We start from the raw sequence: 24,036 nt of genomic DNA, 5'->3' as shown, positions 1-24,036 counted from the left end.
GAGATATCTGCTTATTTATAAGTTGCAAGCGCAGTGTTGTAGATATCCTCTATAACTCTGAGTCCGCCTGTATAACCAACATAATTCGTTGTCATAACTATGCGGTAAGGTGTAGGACAAGCGATGGAGAGGAAGTCTGCATTGATCTCGGCTGCAAGTTCCTTATCCCAGCCGCTGCCGAGGATAAGACCTCTGCCCTTGTGTTCAAGACCTCTGATAACGTCCTGCATAGCACCTGCATCGGGGTCGAAATATACAGGGATCTCACGCTTGTCAGATGTAGCCTTGATGTCTGCTTCGATCTGTTCCTGATACTTTTTGGGAACATTATCAACGATGAACTGTTCCTTGGGTACAAGTCCTGTTTCGTGAAGCAGGAACTTTGTCAGACCAACAACATATCCCGCATCGTGGAGAATATGTACGTAGCTTGGCAGACCGTAACGGAATTCCAGCAGGAAAGTTGCGAGGTTGTCAAGCTCTTCATAGTAAGCTTTTTCCTCTTCTTCGATGAACTTTCTTGCCTTCTTTTCGTCGATCTCAGCACCCTGTTCAAGTGCAAAATCTACCACGCCGTTAAGGAACTTTGTAGTCTCGTTTGCACCTATCGGCAGATAGCCGAACTTGAAATAAGGCTGACCGTATCTGCGCTGGAGATTCTTAACTATGGGCTCGCCGTACCAGGGAGATACGAACACATTGAAGTTTGCCTTTGGAATAGTCTTCCATTCCTTTACGCCGCCCGAATGAGGTCCGAAAAGGATATTTACTTTCAGACCGAGACCTTCCAGAAGTCTCTTGTATTCTTTCAGGTTGCCCTTCCAGAACTGATCCTGATAGGGTATGGAAGCTATAACGTTCACCAGATTCTTCTCCGAACGGGATGGATTTTCTTCCTCAAAACGGCTTACATACTGGTCGATTATAGCATTCACAACTGCTGAATGTGATACATAATTGTTGGATTTGAAACCCGAAGTTTCAACGTGAACTATGGGTCTGTCCTCTTCGTAGAGGAACTCATCGGTGACGCTTGCAACGTCATCACCAACGATACCTGCGGTACATCCTGTAACGACTACCTGCAGATCGGTGTCCAGTACCTTGTAGGTATTCTTGATTATATTGCGAAGTCTGTCCGTTCCGCCGAACACAACTTCCTTTTCGCTGAAGTTCGTGCAGGGTGCAGTTTCACCGCCGGCGTAACCTGACGAACGTTCAAAAAAGCCCTTTATCATAACTCCGCAGCCTGGACCCGAGTGAAGTATCGGCACAGCGCGGGGAATAGCTACTACTGTCTGTAATGCGCCTATGGCACAGGTGTAGCGCTCCTGTTCAATCAATCCTGCCATATTGTTTCTCCTTTACTTTCCCAAGAATGTGTAAGGCTCCTGATCCAGCCACCACTTAGTGTAGGGGTTAGCTGAGTGCTTAGCCAGGTTCTTTACGAACTCATCGTTTTCGATAGTTTCGAGTATGCGCTCGCCGTAATTTACCAGACCCTCATAGCCCATACCAAAATGCTCATCGCCCACCAGCAGTGATGGTATACCAAGTTTTGCGCCCCAGAGAGTCATGCCGCCGTGACGTGCCAGAAGTATATCGGGCTTGATGCGGTTGAGTACGTTAACAAGCTCGAATTCCTGCTTGTTGCAGACGTTGTAGTTGGGTACATCACCGTAATCCGATACTGTATGTCTCAGGGTATCAGCACGCTCATCCTCGTTATCATACTGAGGATCATGGTGGAATATCGCAGCACCCTGAGGTTCCATGCCCAGCTCTTTCAGCAGAGCCAGCAGGGAGTGTCCGTGTGAAGCACCAGCGGTAACATATGCGGTCTTGCCCTTTAGTTTCTCGCGGAGAGCTTCGATCTTGGGCATATATTCTTCCTTTTTACGCTTCAGGAATTCTTCAACTTCCTTTTCCTTACCGATTATCTGACCCAGTTCTCTGAACCAGCGATCGGTCTGTGCAATACCGTAAGGGGGCGAATTGCGTATCTCGGGAACGCCGAACTGCTGTTCCAGAGCTGCACCGAGATATGAACCCAGTGTTGAACATGCCTGTATGGTCAGGGCAGCTTCACTTGAATAGCTCAGGCTGTCCACAGTTGCAAATGGTGTGATGTAGTTAGGCTCATAACCGAACTCTGCAAACCACTCACGGAAAATATCACTACCCCAGAAGTTGATAACATTGATGATATTTCTCTTCTGTCTTGCGGGCTTGATGATCTTTCTTGCAATACCGTGATATCCTGCATCAAAGCCAGATGTCCACATCTTAGAGCGGAAGCCCTCGCAGAATACTGCAACTACGGGTATTCCAAGTTCTTTCTGAGCGGCATTGGTAACGCTCTCAACATCATCACCGATGATACCTGCCGCACAGGTGGTTATAACGAATATTGCACTGGGCTTAGCGCGCTTGTGTACCTCACGGATAGCAGCTTCAAGCTTCTTACTGCCGCCGTAGATTGTATCTTTTTCCTCCAAGTTGGTGGAGTATATCTTTCTCTGTGTAGGATGTTCAAGCTGTCTGAGATATGCATTTACGCGGTAGGTGAAAGCAAACTCATGCAGGCAAGTAGAACATCCCACAGGACCGTGAGAGATTATCGCAGCGTCCTGTATAAGTGTCAGTGTGCAGGCAGCGTTTGATGTGCCGCATCCGAGACACTGGCTGAAAGAACGGTTCTTGTCCTTCATTTTTCCGCCGCAGGCAGAGCAAGCATCTACAAGCTCCTTTGCAGTTCCCTGAAATCCCGTGATCGAGTTGAGACGTATCTCACGTATCTCGACTTCGGGTATATTCAAATTAACTTTACTCATTATCAAAACTCCTATTCTTATTTTTGTTATTCTGATAAAATCAGAGTATCAAGTAAGTTATGATAAAAACACAAAGCATTGATCCATGTCAGTAATTATGAATTATGAATTGTGAATTATGAATTATCTTAGATCTTATAATCGTCCTTCAGATCGTCCATCAGACCATACTCAACAAGTATCTCTTCTAGTCTTTCCTGAGTCATGGGCTTGGGTATTACGAACATATCGTTCTGCTCGATCTTCTCTGCAAGTGCTCTGTACTCGTCAGCCTGCTTGGACTCGGGGAAGTGCTGGATAACTGTCTTCTTGCGGATCTCAGCACGCTGAACATCGTTGTCACGGGGAACAAAGTGAATCATCTGTGTGCCAAGTTCCTTAGCAAACGCTCTTACAAGTTCAGCCTCACGGTCAACGTTACGGCTGTTGCATATGATACCGCCCAGACGAACACCGCCCTGACGAGCATATCTTGCGATACCCTTTGATATATTGTTTGCTGCATACAGAGCCATCATTTCGCCCGATGCAACTATGTATATCTCCTTAGCCTTGCCCTCACGTATAGGCATTGCGAAACCTCCGCAGACAACGTCACCAAGTACATCATAGAATACATAATCCAGATCCTCGGTATATGCACCCAGTCTTTCAAGCAGACCGATAGATGTGATGATACCGCGTCCTGCGCAGCCTACGCCGGGCTCAGGTCCGCCTGACTCAACGCACTTTGTGCCCATGAAGCCTTCTTTCAGGATTGCGTCCAGCTCGATCTCGTCCTCGCCCTGATCTCTCAGAGTATCCAGAACAGTCTTCTGGTGCAGACCACCCAGCAGAAGTCTGGTGGAGTCAGCTTTAGGGTCGCATCCTACAACCATTACGTTATTTCCACGCTCAACAAGTCCTGCTGTAAGGTTCTGTGTTGTGGTGGACTTACCGATACCACCCTTACCGTATATTGCAATCTGTCTTAATTCCTTAGCCATTTTACTTTACCTCATTTCAAATAATAGTTTATATTTCTATATATAAAATACCGTATATGGTATTTTAAGATTTACTCATATATTTCATATGGTATTTTATCCGTGCGAGAATGTATCTTTTCTTGTCAATCTCTGCAAGTTCTGATATATCTCTTCACCGTAATCTTTGCCGCCTGGTATTCCGACCGCATCCGCACGGCACCGCTGGCAATGTCTGAATACATCTATATATTTTGATGCTTTCAGTATCGCTCTTTCAAGTTCCATGCAGTCAGGTTCACGGCAGTCTTTCAGTTTGTGATTTGGTATCAGCGGTATGATATTGTATATCGTAGCCCCTGCTTCCGCAACTGTTCTTGCAACTTCTTCGATATGGTCACCGTTTATCTCGGGAACGAATACCGTGTTGACTTTCAGCGTCATACCCGCATCACTGAGTATCTTTATACCTTTCAGCTGCTGCTCGATAAGTATCTCAGCGGCTTCAACACCCGTATAGTGTTTGCCGTGCCATATGATACCATCATTGAGTTTTGCTTCGATCTCTGGATCGACTGCGTTAACCGTTACCGTGAGTGAATCTATCCCCACATCCAGTATCTCCTGTGCTTTTTCGGCAAGCAGAAGTCCGTTTGTGCTCATGCATTTCACAAGCTCGGGATATTCTTCTTTTATCAGCTTGAAAGTTTCCAGTGCATATGGACTTGCAAGCGTATCGCCCGGTCCTGCAATTCCCGCAACGTGTATATCGGGACAGACCTCAAGCGCCCTTTTGATAGCATCTAAAGCTTCCTCAGGTGTTATTACTGTTCTGCTGACACCCGGTCGGATCTCGTAATTGTTGAAACTGCGTTCGCAGAATCGACATTCGATATTGCAGCTCGGGCTTATGGGAAGATGTATTCGTCCCGAACCGTTTTTCTCGCCTCTTGCAAAGCAGGGATGCTTTGTAGTCAGCTCTTCGTATGAGATCGCCATTTGTCCACCTCCCATTGTTTTTCTTCCATTAGCAGACATATTGCCTGCTCGATATCAAGCGGTATCTGATAAACAGCCTTTTCGTTTTCTTCAATATACTTCTTTGCCCCGGGTCCTATTCTTTGTGCAACTATTGCAGACACATCGCTCAGCTGTTCAAGCACTGCGCCGAACTTTGAAACTTCGTGCCAGCCTCCGTTGCAAGGGGGGCGAACTTCAACCTGATCGGTTATGTCGTATTCCTCTTTTTCAGTGTCCAGTGTCACGATATAAAACCGTTCCGCCGCACCGAAATGACTGTCTACCTTAACTCCGTCGGAGCTTGCAAATGCTATTTTAAAAACCATTAACTCACCGCTATCCGAATAATCCTGTACTGAAATATCTGTCGCCTCTATCAGGCAGTACGACCACGATATTTCCCTTTTCAATAGTTTTAGCCAGCTTTAAAGCCGCTGCCACAGCCGCCCCCGAAGACGAACCTGCAATTATGCCCTCGTTCCTTGCGAGATCGCGTACTGTTGAAAATGCTTCTTCATCGTTGACTTTTATGACCTTATCCACAAGACTTATATCCATCGTATCAGGGATAAAATCATTGCCGATACCCTCGATGTTGTAATCGGAGTGTTCGCCGCCGCCTATGGTCGAGCCTTCGGGATCAGCGAGGATACCGACTGTTTTGCCGTGTTCTTTAAGATATCTGACGATACCCGAATAAGTTCCGCCGCTTCCTGCACCTGCTACCAGATAGTCGATATCACCGTTCAGGTCATCGAATATCTCCTTGCCTGTACCCTCATAATGTGCCAGAGGATTGTTGGGGTTTTTGAACTGTCCAAGAGATATCGAATCAGGTATCTGTGCTTTCAGTTCTTCAGCCTTGCGTACTGCACCCAGCATACCTTCAGCACGGGGAGTATTTATAACCTCCGCACCAAGCGCTCTCATGAGTGCCTGCTTTTCAGCGGAAAACTTCGTCGGGACGGTGAAGATCACTCTGTAACCTCTTCCGAGTGCTGCGAATGCAATTCCCAGTCCCGTGTTGCCTGCGGTAGCTTCAATTATAGTACCGCCTTTTTTTAGGAGACCCTCTTTTTCGGCTGCCTTGACCATGTATTCACCAATGCGGTCTTTGACGCTTCCCGAGGGATTATACATTTCCAGCTTACCATAAATATGTACATCGGGGGAGACCCCCATATTTTTCAGCCTGACAAGTGGTGTGTGACCGATAAGGTCATGCATATTTTCATACAGCATATTACTTTACCTCACTTTTTGCGATAGCATGTTCAAGGTCGTTCAGAATGTCATCTATATTCTCGATACCAATTGAAAGCCTTATCAGACCATCGGTTATACCAACCTTTTTACGAATTTCTTCGGGTATCGAAGCATGAGTCATGCTTGATGGGTGGCATACCAGCGATTCAACTCCGCCGAGGCTTTCAGCTAATGTTATCAGCTCAAGGCTCTCGAAGAATGTGTTGATATCGTAGTTGTCCTTCAGCTCAAAGGATATCATCACACCGCCGTTTTTAGCCTGACGCTTGTTGACTTCATATCCCTTGTCGGTAGGAAGTCCGGGGTAATGAACACTTTTCACAGCCTGGTGCTCAGTGAGATACTTGGCAGCAGCCTCGGCATTTGCAACGTGTCTGTCGAGACGAACACCCAGTGTCTTGATACCTCTTATCAGCAGGAAGCTGTCAAAGGGAGGAAGCACACCGCCTGTGGAATTCTGTATGAACGCCAGTTTTTCGGCAAGCTCCTGAGTCTTGACTACTGCCAGACCTGCAACAACATCGCTGTGTCCGCCCAGGTATTTCGTAGCACTGTGGATAACGATATCAGCACCAAGTTCAAGAGGTCTCTGCAAATAAGGTGTCATGAAAGTGTTGTCCACGATGACCAGAAGACCGTGCTTGTGAGCTATCTCGGATATCGCACGTATATCGGTTATGGTCATCAGGGGATTTGCAGGGCTTTCGATCAGAACTGCTTTCACATCAGGTGTGATATCCTTTTCAAAAGCCTCAGGATCCTCTGTATCCGATATAGTATAGTTTATATCAAAGTGATTGAATATTTTGGAAAGCAGTCTGAATGTGCCGCCGTATACATTTGAAGATATCAGCACTCTGTCACCTGTGTTAAGCAGGCTGAGGACTGCTGTTTCAGCGGCAAGACCGCTGGCAAAAGCAAATCCTGCATGGCCGCCTTCAAGTTCTGCGATAAGTGCTTCAAGAGCTTCTCTTGTGGGATTGCCTGTTCTTGAATACTCATATCCTCTCATCTTTCCCAGACCATCCTGCTTGAATGTGGATGTCTGATAGATGGGAACGTTAACAGCACCCGTTCTTTCATCTATTGATATACCGCCGTGTATCAGCGCAGTTTCAATATTGTTGTAGCTCATAGTCCATACTTCCTTTCATATCATTCATATCTGTATAGTATGATTTATATCGTGACTATATTGTACAACATATTCTTCCATTTGTCAACACCTAAATGTGATAACGTTATCACGCTTTCAGATGTAGTATTCAGGTTCGTTCAATTCCCCGTAAGGACGGCAGCTTTCGCGTATTATCAGCGTTCCTTCCACTTCCAGTCGTGAGATTATCCTGTGTCCGCCTTTTATGCGGTCCAGCAGAAGCATCAGCGAAAAGCGCACCATCTCGTTTTTAGGTAGTGATATCGTTGTCAGCATGGGCTTGGTGTATTGTGCTGCATCGATATCATCATTGGATATGATGGATGGTGAATATATCTTTGATCTTCGGCGGTTAAGAGCTTTAAGCATACCCACCGCAAGGATATCATTTGCACAATATATACCCGATGGCGGATCGGCAAGTCCCGAAAAGTATTCCAGAGCCGCTATGCCGTTGGCTTCATTCGGGGTAGTATCGAAGATATAGTCGATATCCGGTGAAAGATGAAATGTGGTCATCGCCGCCTGATATCCGTTAAATCTCGATTCGTTATGGCAGTCACCAACATATCCTATCTTCGTGTGACCAAGTTTTGCAAGATAAGCGATCGCCGTGCGGGCTATCCTGCTGCCGTCGCAAAGCACCTCATCGACTTCATAATTGGTCGAGTTTCGGTTTATCGAAACGATATTCTTCTCCTTGGTCTTCAGCTGTTTAAGAGCACGGCTCGTAGCCTTGCCTATGATGATTAGTCCGTCTGACTTATGCGTACTGTCTCGGTAAAGTTCTTCCACCAGATTCTGCAGCTTGTCACTTTGTATTATCTTCTCATCTGAAAACTCACTTCGATGCCATACGTTGTTGACTATACAGCTGCTGTTTCTCAGCTCTTTTTCGAGTATCATCAGCAGCTCATCATAGAATGGGTCTGCTGCACCGCTGCCCAGGTGGGTAACAAGGATATTTATATGATATATCCTGTCCTCATTCCTGCCGCCCGCTCTCAGGGATCGGGCATTGGCATTCGGGATATAATTTATCTCACGGGCAGCTTCTATGACCCTTTGCCTAACTTCCTCACTGGAACATTTATGGTTCGGGTCGCTGAGTATCCTGCCCACGGTAGATACCGATACTCCTGTCATTTTTGCTATTTCTTTCAGAGACATATTTTTGCTCCCCTCTGTGAAATATATGTAATCCTATCTGACATATATGATTATAACATTTTATCTCCTACTTGTCAACTAGGTATTTGTGAATTTTTTGTTATTCCACTTATATCAAAAAGACATCTCCGTATATTACGGAGATGTCCAGATATCAGAATAATTACAGCAGTCCTGCCGCCTTGAAAGCCTGTTCGAGGTCTTCGATGAGATCGTCAGCATCCTCTAAGCCTGCAGAAATACGAATCAGATTGCGCGGTATCTCAGCCAGCTTGAACTCATCCTCGGTCAGCTCAGAGTGAGTTGTATTAGGCGAGTCAACTATGAGAGAACGTGCGTCACCGAGGTTTACATGATAGTGGAAAAGCTTGATGTTGTTAAGGAACTCAGCCTCCTGTTCGGGTGTGCCCTTTATGCCGAAGGACAGCACTCCGCCGCCGCCGTTTGTGAGGTGCTTGTCAGCCAGTTCTTTGAACTTGTAGCTTGCAAGGCTTGGGTGGCGTACCCATTCAACAGCAGGTGAGCTCTCAAGATATGCAGCGATCTTTGCAGCATTTCTTGACTGTTTTGCAACACGCTCTGAAAGTGTCTCAAGACCGATGATACCGAGATATGCATCCTGAGGTGAGAGCGCAGCGCCCAGCAGGTTCAGGTAAACGAGTATAGCGCGGAATATAAAGAAGTTATCGGGGAAGATATCCGCAGGGGCTTTACCGCCCAGCATTACTATGGGCTTGTAGAACTGAGGATATCTCTCCTTGGTGTACAGTGACATATCGCCGTTGTCAAGTATAAGACCCGCGATGATATTTCCGTGACCTGTCAGCGCCTTTGTTGCGGAATATACAACGATATCAGCACCGTGTTCGAGAGGTCTGTAAAGGTAAGGTGTTGCAAGGGTGTTATCAACTACAACAGGTACGCCATGCTTGTGAGCAACTTCCGATATAGCATCGATATCCAGCAGATAAGCGTTGGGGTTGCTGATGGATTCAACATATATCGCCTTAACATCGTCGGTTATCTCAGCATCCAGTTTTGCAGGGTCAAGTATAGCTTCTGTGAGCTTGATATTAATACCGAACTCGGGGAACAGTCTGTCAAATGCATCTATCGTTCCGCCGTAAACGTAGGGTGAAGCAAGTATCGTTCCGCCGCCGACTGCCAGATTCAGCAGTGTGTAGCTTATAGCCGCCATGCCCGAACCTACTGCAACAGCGTTCTTTGCGCCGTCAAGAGCCTTTACTCTCTCAGCGAAATAGTTAACAGTGGGGTTGCCAACACGTGTATAAAGATATCCCGCTTCCTTATATGTAAAAAGATTCTGCGCGTGCTCGGTATTCTTGAAATCGTAAGCCGCTGTCTGATATATGGGGGGCGAGATAGCGAGGTTGTTATCCAGAGGACTGTAACCTGCCTTAATTTTCTTAGTATCAAATCTTAAATCTGCCATAATGATCTTCCTTTCGGTGTTGTTTTGTTTTCGATGTTTACAGTTTACCCGAAAACAGTAAAAAGGTCAACGATAAAAGGTGATATCGTTGTCATACAACTGTCGATCGATAGTCAAATCCAGTCTGTTATGGGTATCGATATGCACGATTTTCAGTATATAATCAGAGCGTTTTATCGAAAACGTGACAACGTTATCTGCTTGTAGAATCGGGAGTTTTTGACATTAAATTCAGCTGATTTGCAGATATATGATATATCATCTGTGAGATGATAAGAATACGTTATCATATATGGCGTTTGTTATAAAATATCCTTATTAGTCCTGATAAACAGTGTTTATCGGTTCGGGCTTTGCGTTCTTTTTAAGACTCAGTTTCAGCTCCTCGATATACCTTTCTCCTATCTCACTGAGAGCTCCGTGCTTCTTTCGGATATATCCTATCTCCATAACTGTATTGTGATTTTCGCTGTCCTCACGGAACGGTACAACAACATAATCACTACCGTTCATTTCCTCACAGAGTATTCCCGAACACAGTGTATATCCGTACAGAGTTTTCATAAGCTCACCCATAGCGGCACGGTCAGTAGCCTTTATCATTCTAGGATAGATATTCTCGCTGAGTATTTCCTCGGCAAATAGATATCCGTTGCTTCCGTTTTGCTCAAATGAAAGACAAGGGTATGGCGCAAGCTGTTCAAGCCCAATAGATTCTTCACCCGCAAGAGGGTGCCCGCGCCACATATATACATATGCGCGGCATTTTATCAGCCCTGTAAATTCCAGCTCGTTCTCTTCCAGAAGTTTCGTTATAGGCTTGCGGTTGAATGAACTGATATACAAAACACCTATCTCGCTTTTTAAACTGCCCACATCGTGTATGATATTCAGTGTCTCGGTCTCTCTTATGGCGAATTCAAATTCAAGTGTGCCAAACTGCTTAACCGTCTCAATAAATGCACTTACGGCGAAGGAATAATGCTGGGTCGATACACCGAATTTTCGCTTCATATCCTTGTTGATATATTTTTCGCATACAAGCTCGTACTGCCTGTACAGCTGTCCGATACTGCAAAGAAATTCCTCGCCCTCTGCTGTGGGCACAACGCCCTTTGGTGTGCGCAGGAATATCTCAGCACCTATCTCGCGTTCAAGTTCACGTACTGCATTTGTAAGGGTCGGCTGAGATATCCCCAGCTTGTCTGCCGCCTTGTTCATTGAACCGCTCTCGCTTATCATAAGCGCGTAATTTATCTGTTGAAGTGTCATACTGTTCTCCTTTTCACCGTATAAACTAAAACGCTCATCGGTAGTATTATCTCGATGAGCGCCCAAAACTTTTTCCGAAAGACTTCTATACAAGATATGTGTCAGATATGCATAGCATCCATAGCCTTGATATATTGCAGGCTTGGTATGAATATCCCGTCGTGCTGCCTGCCGATGTATACCTGTTCGCCTTCTTTATATACCATCAGCTGTGCGATAGGTACGTCATTCCACTCACTGTCGTCAAGGGCAGTTGTGGAGAATAAATACCCCGAATCCAGTTTACGATACAGCATTGTGTCTTTCATATTTTTATGTATATAAAGCAGCTCTCCGTCATATATCATGAGATTCAGCTTGTTTTTGTGTGACATCTCCTTAATGAAATTATCCACAAGTTCGCAGCGCTCCTGCTGTGAAAGTTCGCCATTCTGCTGAGCGCTGTTCAGTGTATCCATCAGGAATAAAAACAATCTTTCCGAATCGGTATCACCGCTTTGATTGTTAAGGTATGGTATCAGACTGCTGCCTGAATATATCGTCCCATTGTGGATAAGTGTCCATTGTCTGCCTGTTATATCCCGCCCTGTGAAAGGGTGACAGTTTTCAAGCTTTATCGAGCCCACGGTCGCAAATCTGATATGCCCCAGAGTAGTGGTCTGGTCTTCGAGAGTTTGCAGCAGCCGTTCAACGGCAGCACTGTCAGATGCTCGTTCACATCCTCTTATCAGCCTGTCACCGTACATTATTCCCCAACCGTGAGGATTGCTTGCACTGTGAGAGAAAAATTCTTTGAGCTGTTCTTTGATATCTGTTGGTCTGGCGGCAGAAAAGCCGATAAGTTCACACATCTGTATCACCTTCTATCCGTAGATTTTTTCATTTATAATTTTGCTGCAAATGCGGTCGCTGAGTTTTGCTTTTTCATAAGCTATGACATTCTGATATTCGTTATTGTCAGAAAAACGCTCCGACATTTTATCGAGAATCTGCCCTGCACGTTCAAGTATCGGGGTACCATCTATGGTCACACCTTCAAGGTCAAGCAGTGCGGCATTTCTGTGATTATGTACAGCCTGGACCTGCAATTCATCGGTGTATTCAAAATCAGGCTGTTCCGAAAGATATACTGCAAGCAGATGAGCAAAGCGCAGATCATCCGCATTGATACCCAGCGGTTCCAGCGGGTTGAGGTCAAACATTCTCAGCTCAATATGGCTTACACCATTTGCAAAATTCTCGATACTGTTTTCACCCTTTGGTTTCAGCCTTATTGGCAGATACAGCTCACTTGCCGAAAACAGCTTTCCCTCGTTCACATACTTCTGAATACTGTCAACATATGATGAAAGACTATCAAATTTCAGAGTAGGTACAAAGCTGTTCCAGTACCCTTTTTCGCTGCTCCTTATGGAAGAATATCTGCTGACAGTACCACCCTTTTCTCCGTCTTCATAAAGCGAACGGTCATGTATTGGACTTGCAGCAGTAAGCAGAAGCGGTAGCCAGCTGTGCCTGCTTAGCTGTTTGTAAAGCCTGAGATAGAATCTATTTTTGAATTCGGAAAAATCTTCGCCTGATGATATGCTTTTCAGATATTCGTCATCAAATGAGAAGTTGAAATGTATTCCCGAAAAGAGCATCAGCCTTTTACCGTATCGTAATTCAAGCTTTTCGCGGTAGAAACGCTTGCTTGAAAGATCACCCTTGAAATCAGCAACAGGTATCTCGCTGTCGTCCGAAAAATGCGGCGGATTACTGTAAAGCCAGATGCGCTCATCCATATCATCGAGGGCTTTTCTAACCTTTTTATCCAGACGATCAAGCTCTTTCATAACATCATCAACGCTTGAACAGACAGGCGTTACCAACTCTATCTGATTTTCACAGAAGTCGCGGGTTATCTCGCCGTCATCCTCAAAAGGATGCGCCGTCTGTGAAAGTCTGCCGTTTTTATCAACACGCAAAGTCTCGCGTTCCAATCCGAAATTTCCTTTATATATAAGCTGATTTTTCATTTGTCCTCCTTAATACAGAAGCTGTTTTTATGTGACCTTATCATTCAGGTTCATATTTCAGAATTATTCCTATTAAATCAATATGATATATAGATTATATCATATAAATCCTATAATGTCAATATGAATTGTTGTAAACGAATTGTTAACACTGTAATATTTAATAAATGACATAAAAAACAGCGCGGACAACTCACCATCATCCGCGCAGTATATCAGAATTCATAAGGTGTTATCTGATAAACAAAATAGTTCAGCCAGTTTGAAAACAGCAGGCTCGAAGCCGATATCCAACTACTCTCGGGCTCTTTATCGGGGTCATCATCGGGGAAATAATTCTTCGGTATATCAGGTGAAATACCCTTGTCGGTATCACGGATATACTCCTCAGCCAGCCTGTAAAGATCATACTCAGGGTGACCGTTCACGAATATGTTCTTTCCGCCGTCGCTGACGATATATACACCTGTCTCATCGGATTCAGCGATTATCGAAAGCTCATTTATTTTCAGTATCTCATCTCTGCTGATGCCAGTATATCTGGAATGAGGTGCATAGAAATTCCTGTCAAAGCCACGCACCAGTTCGCTGCTTGGATCTGTGACAGTGTGCCTGAATATTCCCGAAAGCTTTTTGTCAAGATCATATTTTGGCACACCATAATGATAGTAAAGCCCTGCCTGAGCCGCCCAGCAAAGGTACAGTGTAGAGGTTACGTGTATCCTGCTCCATTCAAATATCGCCGAAAGTTCACCCCAGTAATCAACATCCTCATAAGCAAGCTTTTCAACAGGCGCACCGGTGATGATCAGACCATCATAATACTTGTGCTCTATCTGATAAAAGGGAAGATAGTTTTTCAGCAGATAGCTCATGGGCGTATTCTTATATTTATGAGTTGTGAGCCTTATAAATGTAACTTCGATCTGCAAAGGTGAATTGGAAAGCAGGCGCAGAAGATGACGCTCGGTCTCTTCCTTGTCGGGCATTATATTCAGCACAGCTATTTTAAGCTCTCTTATATCCTGATGCATCGCGCGTTCTTCAGTCATTGCAAAGATGTTTTCCTTTTTCAGCTTTTCAATAACGGGCAGTGTTTCTTTCAATCTAATAGGCATATGCTCGCTCTCCTTTTTATTTATTATAGTTTTCATATATGATTAATATGTTTTTAGATTATAACACATTTTTCCGACCCTGTCAATAGCTGTTTTTAAATTTTTTTTCGCGAATTTTTCTATCTTATATATCAACTGATCTCATGTTGTTTCAGCCGATATCCGCCGTCTATTAAGCGTTATAAATATCTTTTATAACAAACCTATTTTACGATAACGTATTCTTATCGTTTCACAAAAATCACCTCTTATGTAATATTTCTGCGACTAAATGCCCTTGAAAACCCCTTTGTTTTCGGAAAAGATATCGTTATCACGAATGACAGAAATACTATCATAAAACGCAATATCGGATACAGATTCTCCCATAAATCTCATACAGATCGGTATATATCAGCAATTGAAAAGACAACGTTATCACATTTACAAATTGACTTTTGCCTTGTTTTCGGATAAACTTTAGTCATCGCAAAAAACGATAGCAAACACAAAGGAGTTTTGGAAATGAAAAAGGAAAGTATTTTTGCAGCAATAATGGCATCGGCAATTATGCTGGCATCGTGCTCGGTAAGCGAACAGGGAAGTTCTGATAATGGAAAAAAGGGTGCTGGTAATAATGCCGCACAAAGCACAGGCGATTTCAAATACGGTAAGATAGATATCCCCGGCAAGGACGGTGCCCTCTGCGGCGCACCTATTTATATAGCTTATGAGAACGGCTATTTTGCCGAAGAGGGCTTTGATGTAACTCTCATTTCTGCTGATTTTGAAACAAGAAAGATAGGTCTTAACAACGGTTCTATCCCAATAGTAAACGGAGATTTCCAGTTCTTTCCCTCTATCGAGAACGGAATAAACGTAAAAGTCGTCGATGGTCTGCATGAGGGCTGTATCAAATTTGCGGTAAATCCCGATTCCGATATCAAGTCTGTTGAAGACCTGAAAGGCAAGAAGATCGGTGTTGACGAGATAGGCGGCACACCTCATCAGGTGGCATCTCTCTGGCTTGAAAATGCAGGCATCTCCGCTGACCCTTCTGACGGTGAAGTAACATTCCTGCCCTACTCAGACGGCAATCTGGAGTTTGAGGCGCTGGCAAGCGGCGAGATAGATGTAGCAGCCCTCTGGGATCCGCTTGGTTCTATCCACGAAAAAGCAGGCGATGTCCGCATACTTTTCGACCTTGGTACAGACCCATATTTCGCAGATCATTTCTGCTGCTTCCTCTACGCATCTAACAAGATACTTGAAGAAGATCCCGAAGAAGTAGCAGCTCTCCTCAGAGCATACCGCAAGGCTCAGGAGTGGATATACGAAAATCCTGAGGAATCGGTTGATATCATAATCAATAAGAATTACGCTTCCATCGAGGACAAGGAACTTGCAGTTGATCTGATAAAGAGCTACGGTTTCCCGTCAGCCGCCGAGCATGATGAAAACTGGGATACTCACGTTGAAGAGGACGTAAAGTACTTCGTTGACGGTCTGGCAAAGATAGGCTACCTCAAAAGCGACCCCGACCAGTTCGCAAAGGACATTTATCAGAAAGTTGAAGTAAAATAGTAATCAGTAAAGAGAGGAGATACGGTAACGTATGAATGGACAGATAGCTTTAAAGGGCAGCCTGCAAAGCGCAGCTGAAAAGGAAAAGCCGACTGCCGAAAAGAAAGTGAAATGGGGATACAGGCACAACGGCTATTATGCCCTGAAAGCACTGCTCACCATATCGGGTTTTGTTGCTGCGATAATAGTAAATCTGGTATTCCCCCAGAAAGCGGCAGTCGAATTTAAGACCTATGTGATAAACACACTCGGTCTCAGCATCAGCCTTAATATAAACGATGCATATATTTTTCTGCTGGCTGCTCTGATACTGGTATTTTTATGCGTTGGAATCGTGTCGCTGAAAGATAAGGACAAGCGCAGAAAATTCTGCAAAGCCGCAGCGTTCAGGTTTGCTCTGGGTATCGCTCTGGCTGTGTGGGATATCGGCGGAACAAAAACCCAGGTGTTCGCACAGCCTTTCTTCCCGGGACCTGCACAGGTCATCGAAGCATATCTTGCCGATGGCGAGTACGTAGTACAGAACACTCTATATTCCCTCAGATTATACGCAGCAGGATTTTCTTGCGGTGTACTTCTGGGAGTTGGTACAGGAATACTTATCGGCTGGTTCCCGAAAGTATATTACTGGGTATTCCCGATACTGAAAATCACAGGCGTTGTCCCCGCAGTTGCATGGATGCCTTTCGCCCTGACTTTACTGCCTAATTCATTCACAGCAGCAGTATTTCTCATCGTGATATGCGCATGGTTCCAGATAGCTTTCCTTACAGCTCAGGGCATACAGTCAACACCAAAGCAGAACTATGAAGCCGCAAGGATACTCGGAAGTTCGCAGGTCGGTCTGATATTCAACGTTGCAATACCCCATGCTATGCCCGATATCTTCACAGGCATAAGTTCAGCAAATGCCATGGCTTTCACTACCCTCGTCATGAGCGAGATGCTGGGTCAGCCCGGTGGACTGGGTTACTATATAAACCAGTCGAAAGTATGGAGCGCATATTACAAAGTGCTGGCAGCCATCGTCATAATGGCAGTGCTGTTCTCGCTGATAAATCACATAATAGGACGTATCCAGAAGCGTGCGCTGCGCTGGCAGGAAGGAGTGCTGAAAAAATGAGCAGTACCATATCGGTAAACAATGTAAACAGAATATATTCCGATGCCGAGGGCAACAAAGTCAACGCACTATATAATGTTGACCTTGATATCCATCCCGGTGAGTTCATTTCCATAATAGGACCCTCAGGCTGTGGAAAGACCACACTGCTTCGTCTTATAGCAGGCCTTGATAAACCGCAGTCGGGTGAACTTACCATAGACGGCAGCAGAATAACAGACGTTTCTCCAGAACGCGGATATGTTTTTCAGCAGGGCGGTCTGTTCCCCTGGCTGAATGTTGAGAACAATATAGCCTACGGTCTGAAAGCACGCAAAGTCTACAAGAAAAACAAGGACAAGATAGGCAGATATATATCAATGGTGGGTCTTGACGGTTTTGAGAAATCCTATCCCCACCAGATATCAGGCGGAATGGCACAGCGTGTTGCCATAGCAAGAGCCCTTATAAACGAACCGAAAGCTCTTCTCCTTGATGAACCTATGGGTGCGCTGGATTCCTTCACCCGCGCAGATCTTCAGGACAAAATACTTGAACTCTGGAAAGAAAACGGCATTACAATGATACTCGTCACCCACGATATCGACGAGGCGATATATCTCAGTGACAGGATAGTAATCATGACCCCGCGTCCGGGAAAGATCAGCAAGATTATCGATGTTGATCTCCCAAGACCCCGTCACCGCGGCGGTTCGGAATTCCTTGCTATGAGAAAATCCATACTCGAGCATTTTGAACTTGCGCAGGCACAGCCTCAGCCCGAGTATATGATCTGAGGAAGAATAATTTTTATGAAAGAAAAAATATATGACACAGCAGAACTGGTCTTGTCGCTTTTGCTGACCATAGGCTCGCTGACAATTTTCAGAGCCTGCGATTCGGAAGAGGGCAGACATATGGCTTGCCACTGGGCACAGAATGCGTTCGCAGTTATTGGCATAGTTTTGGTACTTCAGACATTTGCCAAGATGATCATAAAGCTAAGAGGAATAAAGACAGGTCTTGCCATAAGCATATTCACACTTGCGGTGGCAGTGATATTTATTCCGGGAACAGCCATAAACCTCTGCATGATGAAGACCATGCGCTGTCACACAGTGTTCAGACCTGCCGTTACCGTAACAGCATCACTGCTTGCTGTGGTCTCCCTTATAGATGCTGTGACTAACTTCAAAAGAATGGAGAAAGATAAATGAAACTGAAAACTCTGCCGCTGAAAAATCTTAGAAAAAAGCCATTCAGGACAGGTGCACTTGTGCTTATCGCGGCGCTGATGACGATTGCTCTTTTCGGCGGTTCGGTGGCGGCGGCAAGCATGAAAAACGGTCTTGACAGCCTTGAACAGCGGCTGGGTGCTGATATAATCGTCGTTCCCGAAGATGCAGAAGCTAAAGTCGAACTTGAAAATATACTTCTTCAGGGTACTCCGGGATATTTCTATATGGATAAGTCCATAGAGGAGCAAATAGCGTCGATAGAGGGTGTTGAACTAACCTCGCCGCAGTACTTCCTGGTTTCTGCAAATGCAGAATGCTGCTCAGTTCAGGTGCAGATCATCGGTTTTGATGAAGATTCCGATTTTTCCATAAAGCCATGGCTGAAACAGTGCTATGACGGCAAACTTGGTGAGAATGAGATAATCGTTGGTTCATCTCTTTCCACAAAGGTGGGTCACACGCTGAAACTTTACGGCGTTGACTGCAAGGCAGTGGGCAAACTTGATGCAACGGGAACAGGGCTGGACACAGCGATCTATACCACCCCTGAAACAGTCCGCACACTGATAAAGGCATCAATGGAAAAGGGGATTGGTGTCCTTTCAAAGCAGAGTCCCGATGATGTCATATCCTCGGTTTATATAAAAGTCAAGGATGGTTATGATATCTCGCAGGTGGTTGGGGAGATAAATCTCCGCGTTGACGGTGTTGAAGCTGTCCGCACCCGCTCCATGATAACGGGTACTGCTGACAGACTTTCGGCAATTTCGGGAAGCATCGGCATAATAAAAACAGCAGTTTGGATACTCGCGGCGGTGATACTGACAGCTGCATTTTCCGTGCTGGCAGGTGTCCGCAGGCGTGAATTTGCAATTATGCGGACCATAGGTTTTTCCAGAAAACAGCTTGGTGCAGAGGTCTTTTCGGAAAGCACTATCATATGTGCAGGCGGGATAATCGCAGGTATCCTGCTGACGGCGGTTACGGTTTTCCAATTTGGAAGTCTTATAGAACAGCGCACAGGACTTCCATATCTTTCGCCTGATATTTTCAGCAATATCAGATATGCGGTCATCACTGCTGTGGCAGTTCTGCTGACAGGTGTGATATCCTCGGCATATTCGGCATACAGGCTTAGCCGTGCGGATACGGGAAATATTCTAAGAGAGGGTGACTGATATGAATATCATTGCAGAAAACATAAGCAAAAGCTACATCAAAAAAGGCAGAAAAATCCGTCAGGTCACAGCAGTAGAAACCACATCGGCTGAGTTTGAAAGCGGTAAACTTACAGTCATTTTCGGTCGATCGGGCAGCGGAAAAACAACTTTTCTGAATATCCTTTCAGGTCTTATCAAGCCGACTTCGGGCAGGGTGAAATATGAAAGCAAGGATATTTTCACACTTAACGACAGCGAACTTTCAAAATTTCGTGCCGAAAATATAGGATACATTCCGCAGGGTCAGAGCTCTCTCGGTGCGCTCACTGTTCTCGAAAATCTGCTTCTTCCCGCGGCACTTATCGGCAGAAATATACCCGATAATGAAGTAGAAGAAATTCTGAAAACAGTAGGTCTTGCAGAACTGAAAGATGCCTATCCCAATGAACTTTCGGGCGGCGAACTTAGAAGACTCGCAATAGCAAGAGCACTTGTGAATAAGCCCTCAGTGATATTCGCCGATGAACCCACAAACGATCTTGATGACGAGAATACGCAGATAATTTTTGAACTGCTGAAAAAAACAGCTGAACAGGGAACGGCAGTTATTTCAGTCACCCACGACACCACAGCGGCAGATTTTGCCCATAAGATATACCGCATGGATGCGGGAGTTTTGACAAAACAGGAGGGGATAAAACGTGAGATCGCGTAAAGGTAACATAAAAGATCTTGAAGAATTAGCAGCAATAGAGAGTAACTGTTTTCCGCCAGAACAGGCTGCGGGGCTTGAACAGTTTCGTGCACGGCTGAAAAAATATCCGAATCATTTTTTAGTGCTTTGCGATGACAACGATAAGATAATTTCGTTTATAAACGGCTTTGTTACCAACATTCCAGATCTAACGGACGAGATGTACGTGAAGCCCGAAATGCACAATGAAAAAGGTTCATGGCAGATGATTTTCGGTCTTGATACCCTGCCCGATCACAGGCGCAGAGGATACGCACAGACACTCATGAACGAGTTTCTGTCAATAGCAAAATCCGAAGGCAGACGTGGTGCAGTTCTCACTTGCAAAGAATCTCTTATAGGATTTTATGAGCGTTTCGGTTTTGTCAACGAAGGTATTTCGGAAGGCTCAGTGATAGGTGGAGTAAAATGGTATCAGATGAGGAGATCATTCTGATGAGAAAAACGATAATAGCGGCATTTACAGCGCTGCTTCTTACAGGCTGCGGAGCTTCTGCAAATGCAGATGTTGCCGAAGTCAGAAAACCGCAGACGGAAATTAAGACCCAAATCTCTGATGTCAGCAGCGGAGAGTATGATACATTTTTCGGCGTACTGATGGACGAGTGCTGTTCAGATATCGAAGACCCCGCGATACACGAAACGAACTGTATGTTCATGGAGGGGTGTCGTGAAAGCGGATATGGTCTTGATATTCAGAAGGAGGATGGTTCGTGGAAATTCTATATGTTCGATGAAGCAGGGCAGCAGCTCACCCTTGAATATCTTGAACAGACAGAGCGTGTTGACGGGCTTTATGTCACCGTAACGGGTACTATGGAAAATGAGGTAATAAAAGTAATATCAATTGAAGAAAGTTGAGGAAAGAGAAATGAAGAACAGAATTATCAGAAACAGTGCAGCAGTGCTTGCATCATTTGTGATCGCAGGAGCAGCAATTTCATCGAATACAGCTTTTGAAGTTTCAGCCGAACAGACAGAAAATGTAAAGGTATTGGTTACAGATTATGCCGACCTCTGGACAAGCACCGATATAACCGTTGAGGAAGGTACAACAGTTCAGTGGTATGTTTCCGTTCCCGAGGGTACCGAGCCAAGGGGCTGCGGTGCAACTGTAAAGATACCCGGTCTGGGATTCGGCACTGACACTCACAATAAGGAAGAGGGTCATATTGTTTTGCAGCAGGGCGAGAACTTCATCTATGAGTTCACACCCGATGAGCCCGGTGATATCCTTTTCACCTGCTGGATGGGTTCAGGATGCCACAAGAATTATATCCATGTAACTCAGGCAGCTCCTGCCCTGGTAGAAGATTCAAGTTCCGCCGAAGTAGATGCTCCCGAAAGCACAGTATCTTCTGAATCGGCTCCGGAGTCCGCACCCGAGAGTGTATCAAATGCAGACATATCTTCATCGGCAGCAGATACATCTGTTTCAGAAAGTTCGGCATCATCGTCTTCAGTATCTGAAAGCTCTTCCAAGACCACAAGCACTTCAAGCAGTGCAAATACGGCAAACGCAAATTCAAACAGTACCAACAGCAACCCCAAAACAGGAAAGTCCGTTATTGGAAGTACACTTGCATCTTTGATCCTGATAGGCAGTGCGGCATTTATGATTAGAAAAAGGAAAAACTAATAAGCCCCTTTATATAGATACATAAAAGTCGAATTATCCGGAAAATGTATCCATGAAATAATATCTGAAAAAGCAAAAGACGAGGAGTTGCTGACCTCGTCTTTTGCATTTTTTTGTATATCACACAGCCGTCCTCATCTTTGTAGTCTCGCGCTGTGCCATTACAAGTTTATAGTACACGCCCTTCCGGCTCATCAGCTCCTTGTGAGTTCCCGTTTCCGCAAGTCTGCCCTTATCCAGCACAAAAAGACGGTCTGCGTTTGAAAGCGTTGACAGCCTGTGTGCTATGGCGATGGTCGTCCTGCCTTCGGTCAGGCGGTCAAGCGCTTGCTGTATCTGCTTTTCTGTTTTGGTATCAAGGGAAGCCGTCGCTTCATCGAGTATCAGTATCTTAGGGTCGCGCAGTATTGCCCTCGCGATGGCGATACGCTGACGTTCACCACCTGAAAGTTGAAAACCCTTGTTTCCGACTTTGGTATTGTAGCCGTCGGGAAGCTTCACAATAAAATCGTGAGCGTTAGCAGTCTTAGCCGCGCGGATTATATCCTCAAAAGATGCAGTCGGGTCAGCGTAAGCGATGTTGTCATAAACGCTTCCGTCAAACAGGAAAGTTTCCTGCAGCACCACACCTATCTGTGAACGCAGACTGTTCTGTGTGATATTTTTTATGGGAACGCCATCGATGCTTATCTCACCCTCGGTGCAGTCGTAAAGGCGCATGATAAGATTTATCATTGTGGATTTTCCTACGCCCGAATGTCCCACGATTCCGATCATTTCGCCCTTATTAATCTTGCAGGATATCTCTTTCAGCACAGGGTCGTAGGCTTTGTATCCGAAACTCACATCGCTGAATTCGATTTCGCCGTTGATTTCTATCTCACGCGAATCCTCATTATCCATAATATCCGAACGCTCGTCCAGTATCTCGAATATTTTACCCGCCGAAACAGAAGCGTCCGCAAAGGTTCTCGGGATATATATGAACCAGCTGAGGGGTCCGTAAAGCATGGAAACATAGGTTGTGAACTGCACCAGCTGACCTAAGCTCATGGTCTCGCCGAGAACGCTTTTTCCGCCGAAATACAGCACAAAATAATTTCCCGCCGTAATAAGGAACCATGAAAAGGGCATCGTCAGATACCATATCGTTTCGGCACGGATATTCATTCTCGCCAGCTTTTCCGAACATTCATTGTAACGAACAGCCTCACGCTTTTCGCTTCCGTAAGTCTTTACCACGCGTATACCGTTAAGGATATCGTGCAGAAGTTCACCGTGATGTGTGCTGTATTTCCATACTCTAGTGTAGTTTACCGCCATGATCTCGTGGAGCTTTTTGGAAAGCATGAGTACAAAGGGTATGGGTAACACCGCCATAAGTGCCAGCTTCGGGTTCATGGTGAATAGCAGTACGCCGATGACTACAACCGAGAATATATCAACGATAGCATCCTTACCGTTCGCGGTTATGAAATCTTCCAGCTTAGCCGCATCGTTGGATATACGGTTTATAAGTTCGCCAGCTGTGCGTCGCGAGATAGCGTTCATCGAAAGCTGCTGAGATTTCCTGAACACAGATTCGCGGATATTCCTGCCGATATTCAGCGATACTTTAAAGCTGTGCTTCATATTGAAATAGTTGAACACGCCCTCAATTATTTTAAGCACCATCATCGATACGCCTATCAGTATGATACCCGCAAGGTGTTCGTTTTTCGGAGTGATGTATTTATCTATCAGCAGCCTGTCCAGATAAGGATATGATACCCATACCGCCTGCGACAGCACCGTGCAGATCAGTGCGATAATAAAACTTTTGCGGTAGGGGAGTATCATTTTCACCAGCCGCAGCATGGTAGAAGTTTTGCTTTTGCAGAAGACACATTCGCTGCTGCCCTCCAGCGGCATACCGCATTTCGGACAGACAGGTTCGTCTGCTCCGGTGTCCCTGATAAGTTCATTTGTGCGTATGTAGTGACTCAGCAGCTTTGCTACTTCGCCGTAACGCGGAAAAAGATCTTGAGAAAATCCGCACAGCCCGATGACTTCGCCATTCGCGGTCTTTCCCTGTATCATGGAAGTTCCAACTCCGCGGCGGACGAAAAATTCTGTAAAGTCCGATATCTTGTACACTTCTTCAGCTTTGCCGTCTATGTATATACGGATATCTGTGTCAGTAACAGCGAATATTCCGTCACATTTATCGCCGCTTTCCGTGAATCCGAAGGGCAGTGAATACACTATCCCGCTGTCATTCTCGGGCGGCAGCTTCAAGATAAGCTTCATGTTTATCAGCCTCCTTTGC

23 protein-coding genes are annotated in these 24,036 nt (G+C 45.2%); 9 read left to right on the top strand and 14 right to left on the bottom strand.

What is annotated here, in order from left to right:
* Positions 1-11 precede the first annotated feature (11 nt).
* The 13 genes from BMY75_RS06690 to BMY75_RS06630 all read right to left on the bottom strand — a co-directional run bounded on the left by BMY75_RS06690 (position 12) and on the right by BMY75_RS06630 (position 14,272).
* Positions 12-1,352: a nitrogenase component 1 gene (locus BMY75_RS06690; RefSeq protein WP_074831518.1), complete on the bottom strand. Its 1,341-nt coding sequence runs from the start codon at positions 1,350-1,352 to the stop codon at positions 12-14.
* A gap of 12 nt (positions 1,353-1,364) precedes the next feature.
* Complete coding sequence (locus BMY75_RS06685; protein ID WP_074831515.1) at positions 1,365-2,834, bottom strand: nitrogenase component 1; 1,470 nt, start codon at positions 2,832-2,834, stop codon at positions 1,365-1,367.
* A 128-nt stretch (positions 2,835-2,962) separates the two neighbouring features.
* Positions 2,963-3,820 carry a nitrogenase iron protein gene (nifH, locus tag BMY75_RS06680; protein WP_002851636.1) on the bottom strand — a complete coding sequence of 286 codons (858 nt, stop codon included), beginning with the start codon at positions 3,818-3,820 and terminating at the stop codon, positions 2,963-2,965.
* 96 nt (positions 3,821-3,916) lie between these two features.
* Positions 3,917-4,798, bottom strand: coding sequence for a radical SAM protein (locus BMY75_RS06675; protein WP_074831512.1), 882 nt, complete (start codon positions 4,796-4,798; stop codon positions 3,917-3,919).
* Positions 4,774-5,145, bottom strand: coding sequence for a NifB/NifX family molybdenum-iron cluster-binding protein (locus BMY75_RS06670; protein WP_074831509.1), 372 nt, complete (start codon positions 5,143-5,145; stop codon positions 4,774-4,776). The genes BMY75_RS06675 and BMY75_RS06670 overlap by 25 nt, the downstream gene beginning before the upstream one ends.
* Before the next feature lie 10 nt (positions 5,146-5,155).
* On the bottom strand, positions 5,156-6,061 hold the full coding sequence (locus BMY75_RS06665; RefSeq protein WP_074831506.1) for a PLP-dependent cysteine synthase family protein: 906 nt from the start codon (positions 6,059-6,061) through the stop codon (positions 5,156-5,158).
* A gap of 1 nt (position 6,062) precedes the next feature.
* Entirely contained in the window at positions 6,063-7,220 is a 1,158-nt protein-coding gene (locus BMY75_RS06660; protein ID WP_074831503.1) for a trans-sulfuration enzyme family protein, read from the bottom strand.
* 117 nt (positions 7,221-7,337) lie between these two features.
* The gene (locus BMY75_RS06655) at positions 7,338-8,411 is read right to left on the bottom strand and encodes a LacI family DNA-binding transcriptional regulator (RefSeq protein ID WP_074831500.1); all 1,074 of its coding nucleotides are present in this window, start codon (positions 8,409-8,411) and stop codon (positions 7,338-7,340) included.
* Between the two features lie 163 nt (positions 8,412-8,574).
* Positions 8,575-9,864 carry an O-acetylhomoserine aminocarboxypropyltransferase/cysteine synthase family protein gene (locus tag BMY75_RS06650; RefSeq protein ID WP_074831498.1) on the bottom strand — a complete coding sequence of 430 codons (1,290 nt, stop codon included), beginning with the start codon at positions 9,862-9,864 and terminating at the stop codon, positions 8,575-8,577.
* 318 nt (positions 9,865-10,182) lie between these two features.
* Positions 10,183-11,136, bottom strand: coding sequence for a LysR family transcriptional regulator (locus BMY75_RS06645; RefSeq protein WP_074831495.1), 954 nt, complete (start codon positions 11,134-11,136; stop codon positions 10,183-10,185).
* 101 nt (positions 11,137-11,237) lie between these two features.
* A complete protein-coding gene (locus BMY75_RS06640) occupies positions 11,238-11,987 on the bottom strand; it encodes a class II glutamine amidotransferase (protein ID WP_074831492.1) in 750 nt (249 codons plus the stop codon).
* A 12-nt stretch (positions 11,988-11,999) separates the two neighbouring features.
* Positions 12,000-13,154: a glutathione synthase gene (locus BMY75_RS06635; protein ID WP_074831489.1), complete on the bottom strand. Its 1,155-nt coding sequence runs from the start codon at positions 13,152-13,154 to the stop codon at positions 12,000-12,002.
* Between the two features lie 215 nt (positions 13,155-13,369).
* A complete protein-coding gene (locus tag BMY75_RS06630; RefSeq protein WP_074831486.1) occupies positions 13,370-14,272 on the bottom strand; it encodes a homoserine O-succinyltransferase in 903 nt (300 codons plus the stop codon).
* A 504-nt stretch (positions 14,273-14,776) separates the two neighbouring features.
* Between BMY75_RS06630 and BMY75_RS06625 the strand changes: the two genes are divergently transcribed.
* Genes BMY75_RS06625 through BMY75_RS06585 form a run of 9 tightly spaced genes read left to right on the top strand, consistent with a single transcriptional unit; the run spans position 14,777 to position 21,728 of the window.
* Positions 14,777-15,835: an ABC transporter substrate-binding protein gene (locus BMY75_RS06625; RefSeq protein WP_074831483.1), complete on the top strand. Its 1,059-nt coding sequence runs from the start codon at positions 14,777-14,779 to the stop codon at positions 15,833-15,835.
* Positions 15,836-15,866: 31 nt separating this feature from the next.
* Entirely contained in the window at positions 15,867-16,958 is a 1,092-nt protein-coding gene (locus BMY75_RS06620; protein ID WP_074831480.1) for an ABC transporter permease, read from the top strand.
* Positions 16,955-17,734: an ABC transporter ATP-binding protein gene (locus BMY75_RS06615; protein ID WP_074831477.1), complete on the top strand. Its 780-nt coding sequence runs from the start codon at positions 16,955-16,957 to the stop codon at positions 17,732-17,734. The genes BMY75_RS06620 and BMY75_RS06615 overlap by 4 nt, the downstream gene beginning before the upstream one ends.
* Before the next feature lie 15 nt (positions 17,735-17,749).
* Positions 17,750-18,154, top strand: coding sequence for a DUF4418 family protein (locus BMY75_RS06610; protein WP_074831474.1), 405 nt, complete (start codon positions 17,750-17,752; stop codon positions 18,152-18,154).
* Entirely contained in the window at positions 18,151-19,353 is a 1,203-nt protein-coding gene (locus tag BMY75_RS06605; RefSeq protein WP_074831471.1) for an ABC transporter permease, read from the top strand. The genes BMY75_RS06610 and BMY75_RS06605 overlap by 4 nt, the downstream gene beginning before the upstream one ends.
* A gap of 1 nt (position 19,354) precedes the next feature.
* Positions 19,355-20,050, top strand: a complete 696-nt coding sequence (locus BMY75_RS06600) for an ABC transporter ATP-binding protein (protein WP_074831468.1) — start codon at positions 19,355-19,357, stop codon at positions 20,048-20,050.
* Positions 20,037-20,525, top strand: coding sequence for a GNAT family N-acetyltransferase (locus BMY75_RS06595; protein ID WP_074831465.1), 489 nt, complete (start codon positions 20,037-20,039; stop codon positions 20,523-20,525). Before BMY75_RS06600 ends, BMY75_RS06595 begins: the two co-directional genes overlap by 14 nt.
* Positions 20,525-20,950, top strand: coding sequence for a putative periplasmic lipoprotein (locus BMY75_RS06590; protein ID WP_074831463.1), 426 nt, complete (start codon positions 20,525-20,527; stop codon positions 20,948-20,950). Before BMY75_RS06595 ends, BMY75_RS06590 begins: the two co-directional genes overlap by 1 nt.
* Positions 20,951-20,960: 10 nt before the next feature.
* A complete protein-coding gene (locus BMY75_RS06585; protein WP_074831460.1) occupies positions 20,961-21,728 on the top strand; it encodes an LPXTG cell wall anchor domain-containing protein in 768 nt (255 codons plus the stop codon).
* Between the two features lie 120 nt (positions 21,729-21,848).
* On the opposite strand, the gene BMY75_RS06580 is transcribed toward BMY75_RS06585, so the two are convergent.
* A complete protein-coding gene (locus BMY75_RS06580; protein ID WP_242940188.1) occupies positions 21,849-24,017 on the bottom strand; it encodes an ABC transporter ATP-binding protein in 2,169 nt (722 codons plus the stop codon).
* Positions 24,018-24,036: the final 19 nt, after the last annotated feature.

The sequence above is a fragment of the Hominimerdicola alba genome, assembly GCF_900109655.1.
Classification (GTDB): Bacteria; Bacillota; Clostridia; order Oscillospirales; family Ruminococcaceae; genus Hominimerdicola; species Hominimerdicola alba_B.
The sequence above is the reverse complement of the archived record's forward strand: the minus strand, read 5'-3'. Positions and strand labels throughout refer to the sequence as shown.

Coding starts and splice junctions, on each gene's coding strand:
- BMY75_RS06645 (WP_074831495.1), bottom strand. CDS start 11,136: ATGACACTTCAACAGATAAATTACGCGCTTATGATAAGCGAGAGCGGT.
- BMY75_RS06675 (WP_074831512.1), bottom strand. CDS start 4,798: ATGGCGATCTCATACGAAGAGCTGACTACAAAGCATCCCTGCTTTGCA.
- BMY75_RS06585 (WP_074831460.1), top strand. CDS start 20,961: ATGAAGAACAGAATTATCAGAAACAGTGCAGCAGTGCTTGCATCATTT.
- BMY75_RS06650 (WP_074831498.1), bottom strand. CDS start 9,864: ATGGCAGATTTAAGATTTGATACTAAGAAAATTAAGGCAGGTTACAGT.
- BMY75_RS06610 (WP_074831474.1), top strand. CDS start 17,750: ATGAAAGAAAAAATATATGACACAGCAGAACTGGTCTTGTCGCTTTTG.
- BMY75_RS06600 (WP_074831468.1), top strand. CDS start 19,355: ATGAATATCATTGCAGAAAACATAAGCAAAAGCTACATCAAAAAAGGC.
- BMY75_RS06685 (WP_074831515.1), bottom strand. CDS start 2,834: ATGAGTAAAGTTAATTTGAATATACCCGAAGTCGAGATACGTGAGATA.
- BMY75_RS06580 (WP_242940188.1), bottom strand. CDS start 24,017: ATGAAGCTTATCTTGAAGCTGCCGCCCGAGAATGACAGCGGGATAGTG.
- BMY75_RS06640 (WP_074831492.1), bottom strand. CDS start 11,987: ATGTGTGAACTTATCGGCTTTTCTGCCGCCAGACCAACAGATATCAAA.
- BMY75_RS06620 (WP_074831480.1), top strand. CDS start 15,867: ATGAATGGACAGATAGCTTTAAAGGGCAGCCTGCAAAGCGCAGCTGAA.
- BMY75_RS06655 (WP_074831500.1), bottom strand. CDS start 8,411: ATGTCTCTGAAAGAAATAGCAAAAATGACAGGAGTATCGGTATCTACC.
- BMY75_RS06660 (WP_074831503.1), bottom strand. CDS start 7,220: ATGAGCTACAACAATATTGAAACTGCGCTGATACACGGCGGTATATCA.
- BMY75_RS06635 (WP_074831489.1), bottom strand. CDS start 13,154: ATGAAAAATCAGCTTATATATAAAGGAAATTTCGGATTGGAACGCGAG.
- nifH (WP_002851636.1), bottom strand. CDS start 3,820: ATGGCTAAGGAATTAAGACAGATTGCAATATACGGTAAGGGTGGTATC.
- BMY75_RS06615 (WP_074831477.1), top strand. CDS start 16,955: ATGAGCAGTACCATATCGGTAAACAATGTAAACAGAATATATTCCGAT.
- BMY75_RS06630 (WP_074831486.1), bottom strand. CDS start 14,272: ATGCCTATTAGATTGAAAGAAACACTGCCCGTTATTGAAAAGCTGAAA.
- BMY75_RS06690 (WP_074831518.1), bottom strand. CDS start 1,352: ATGGCAGGATTGATTGAACAGGAGCGCTACACCTGTGCCATAGGCGCA.
- BMY75_RS06590 (WP_074831463.1), top strand. CDS start 20,525: ATGAGAAAAACGATAATAGCGGCATTTACAGCGCTGCTTCTTACAGGC.
- BMY75_RS06665 (WP_074831506.1), bottom strand. CDS start 6,061: ATGCTGTATGAAAATATGCATGACCTTATCGGTCACACACCACTTGTC.
- BMY75_RS06670 (WP_074831509.1), bottom strand. CDS start 5,145: ATGGTTTTTAAAATAGCATTTGCAAGCTCCGACGGAGTTAAGGTAGAC.
- BMY75_RS06605 (WP_074831471.1), top strand. CDS start 18,151: ATGAAACTGAAAACTCTGCCGCTGAAAAATCTTAGAAAAAAGCCATTC.
- BMY75_RS06625 (WP_074831483.1), top strand. CDS start 14,777: ATGAAAAAGGAAAGTATTTTTGCAGCAATAATGGCATCGGCAATTATG.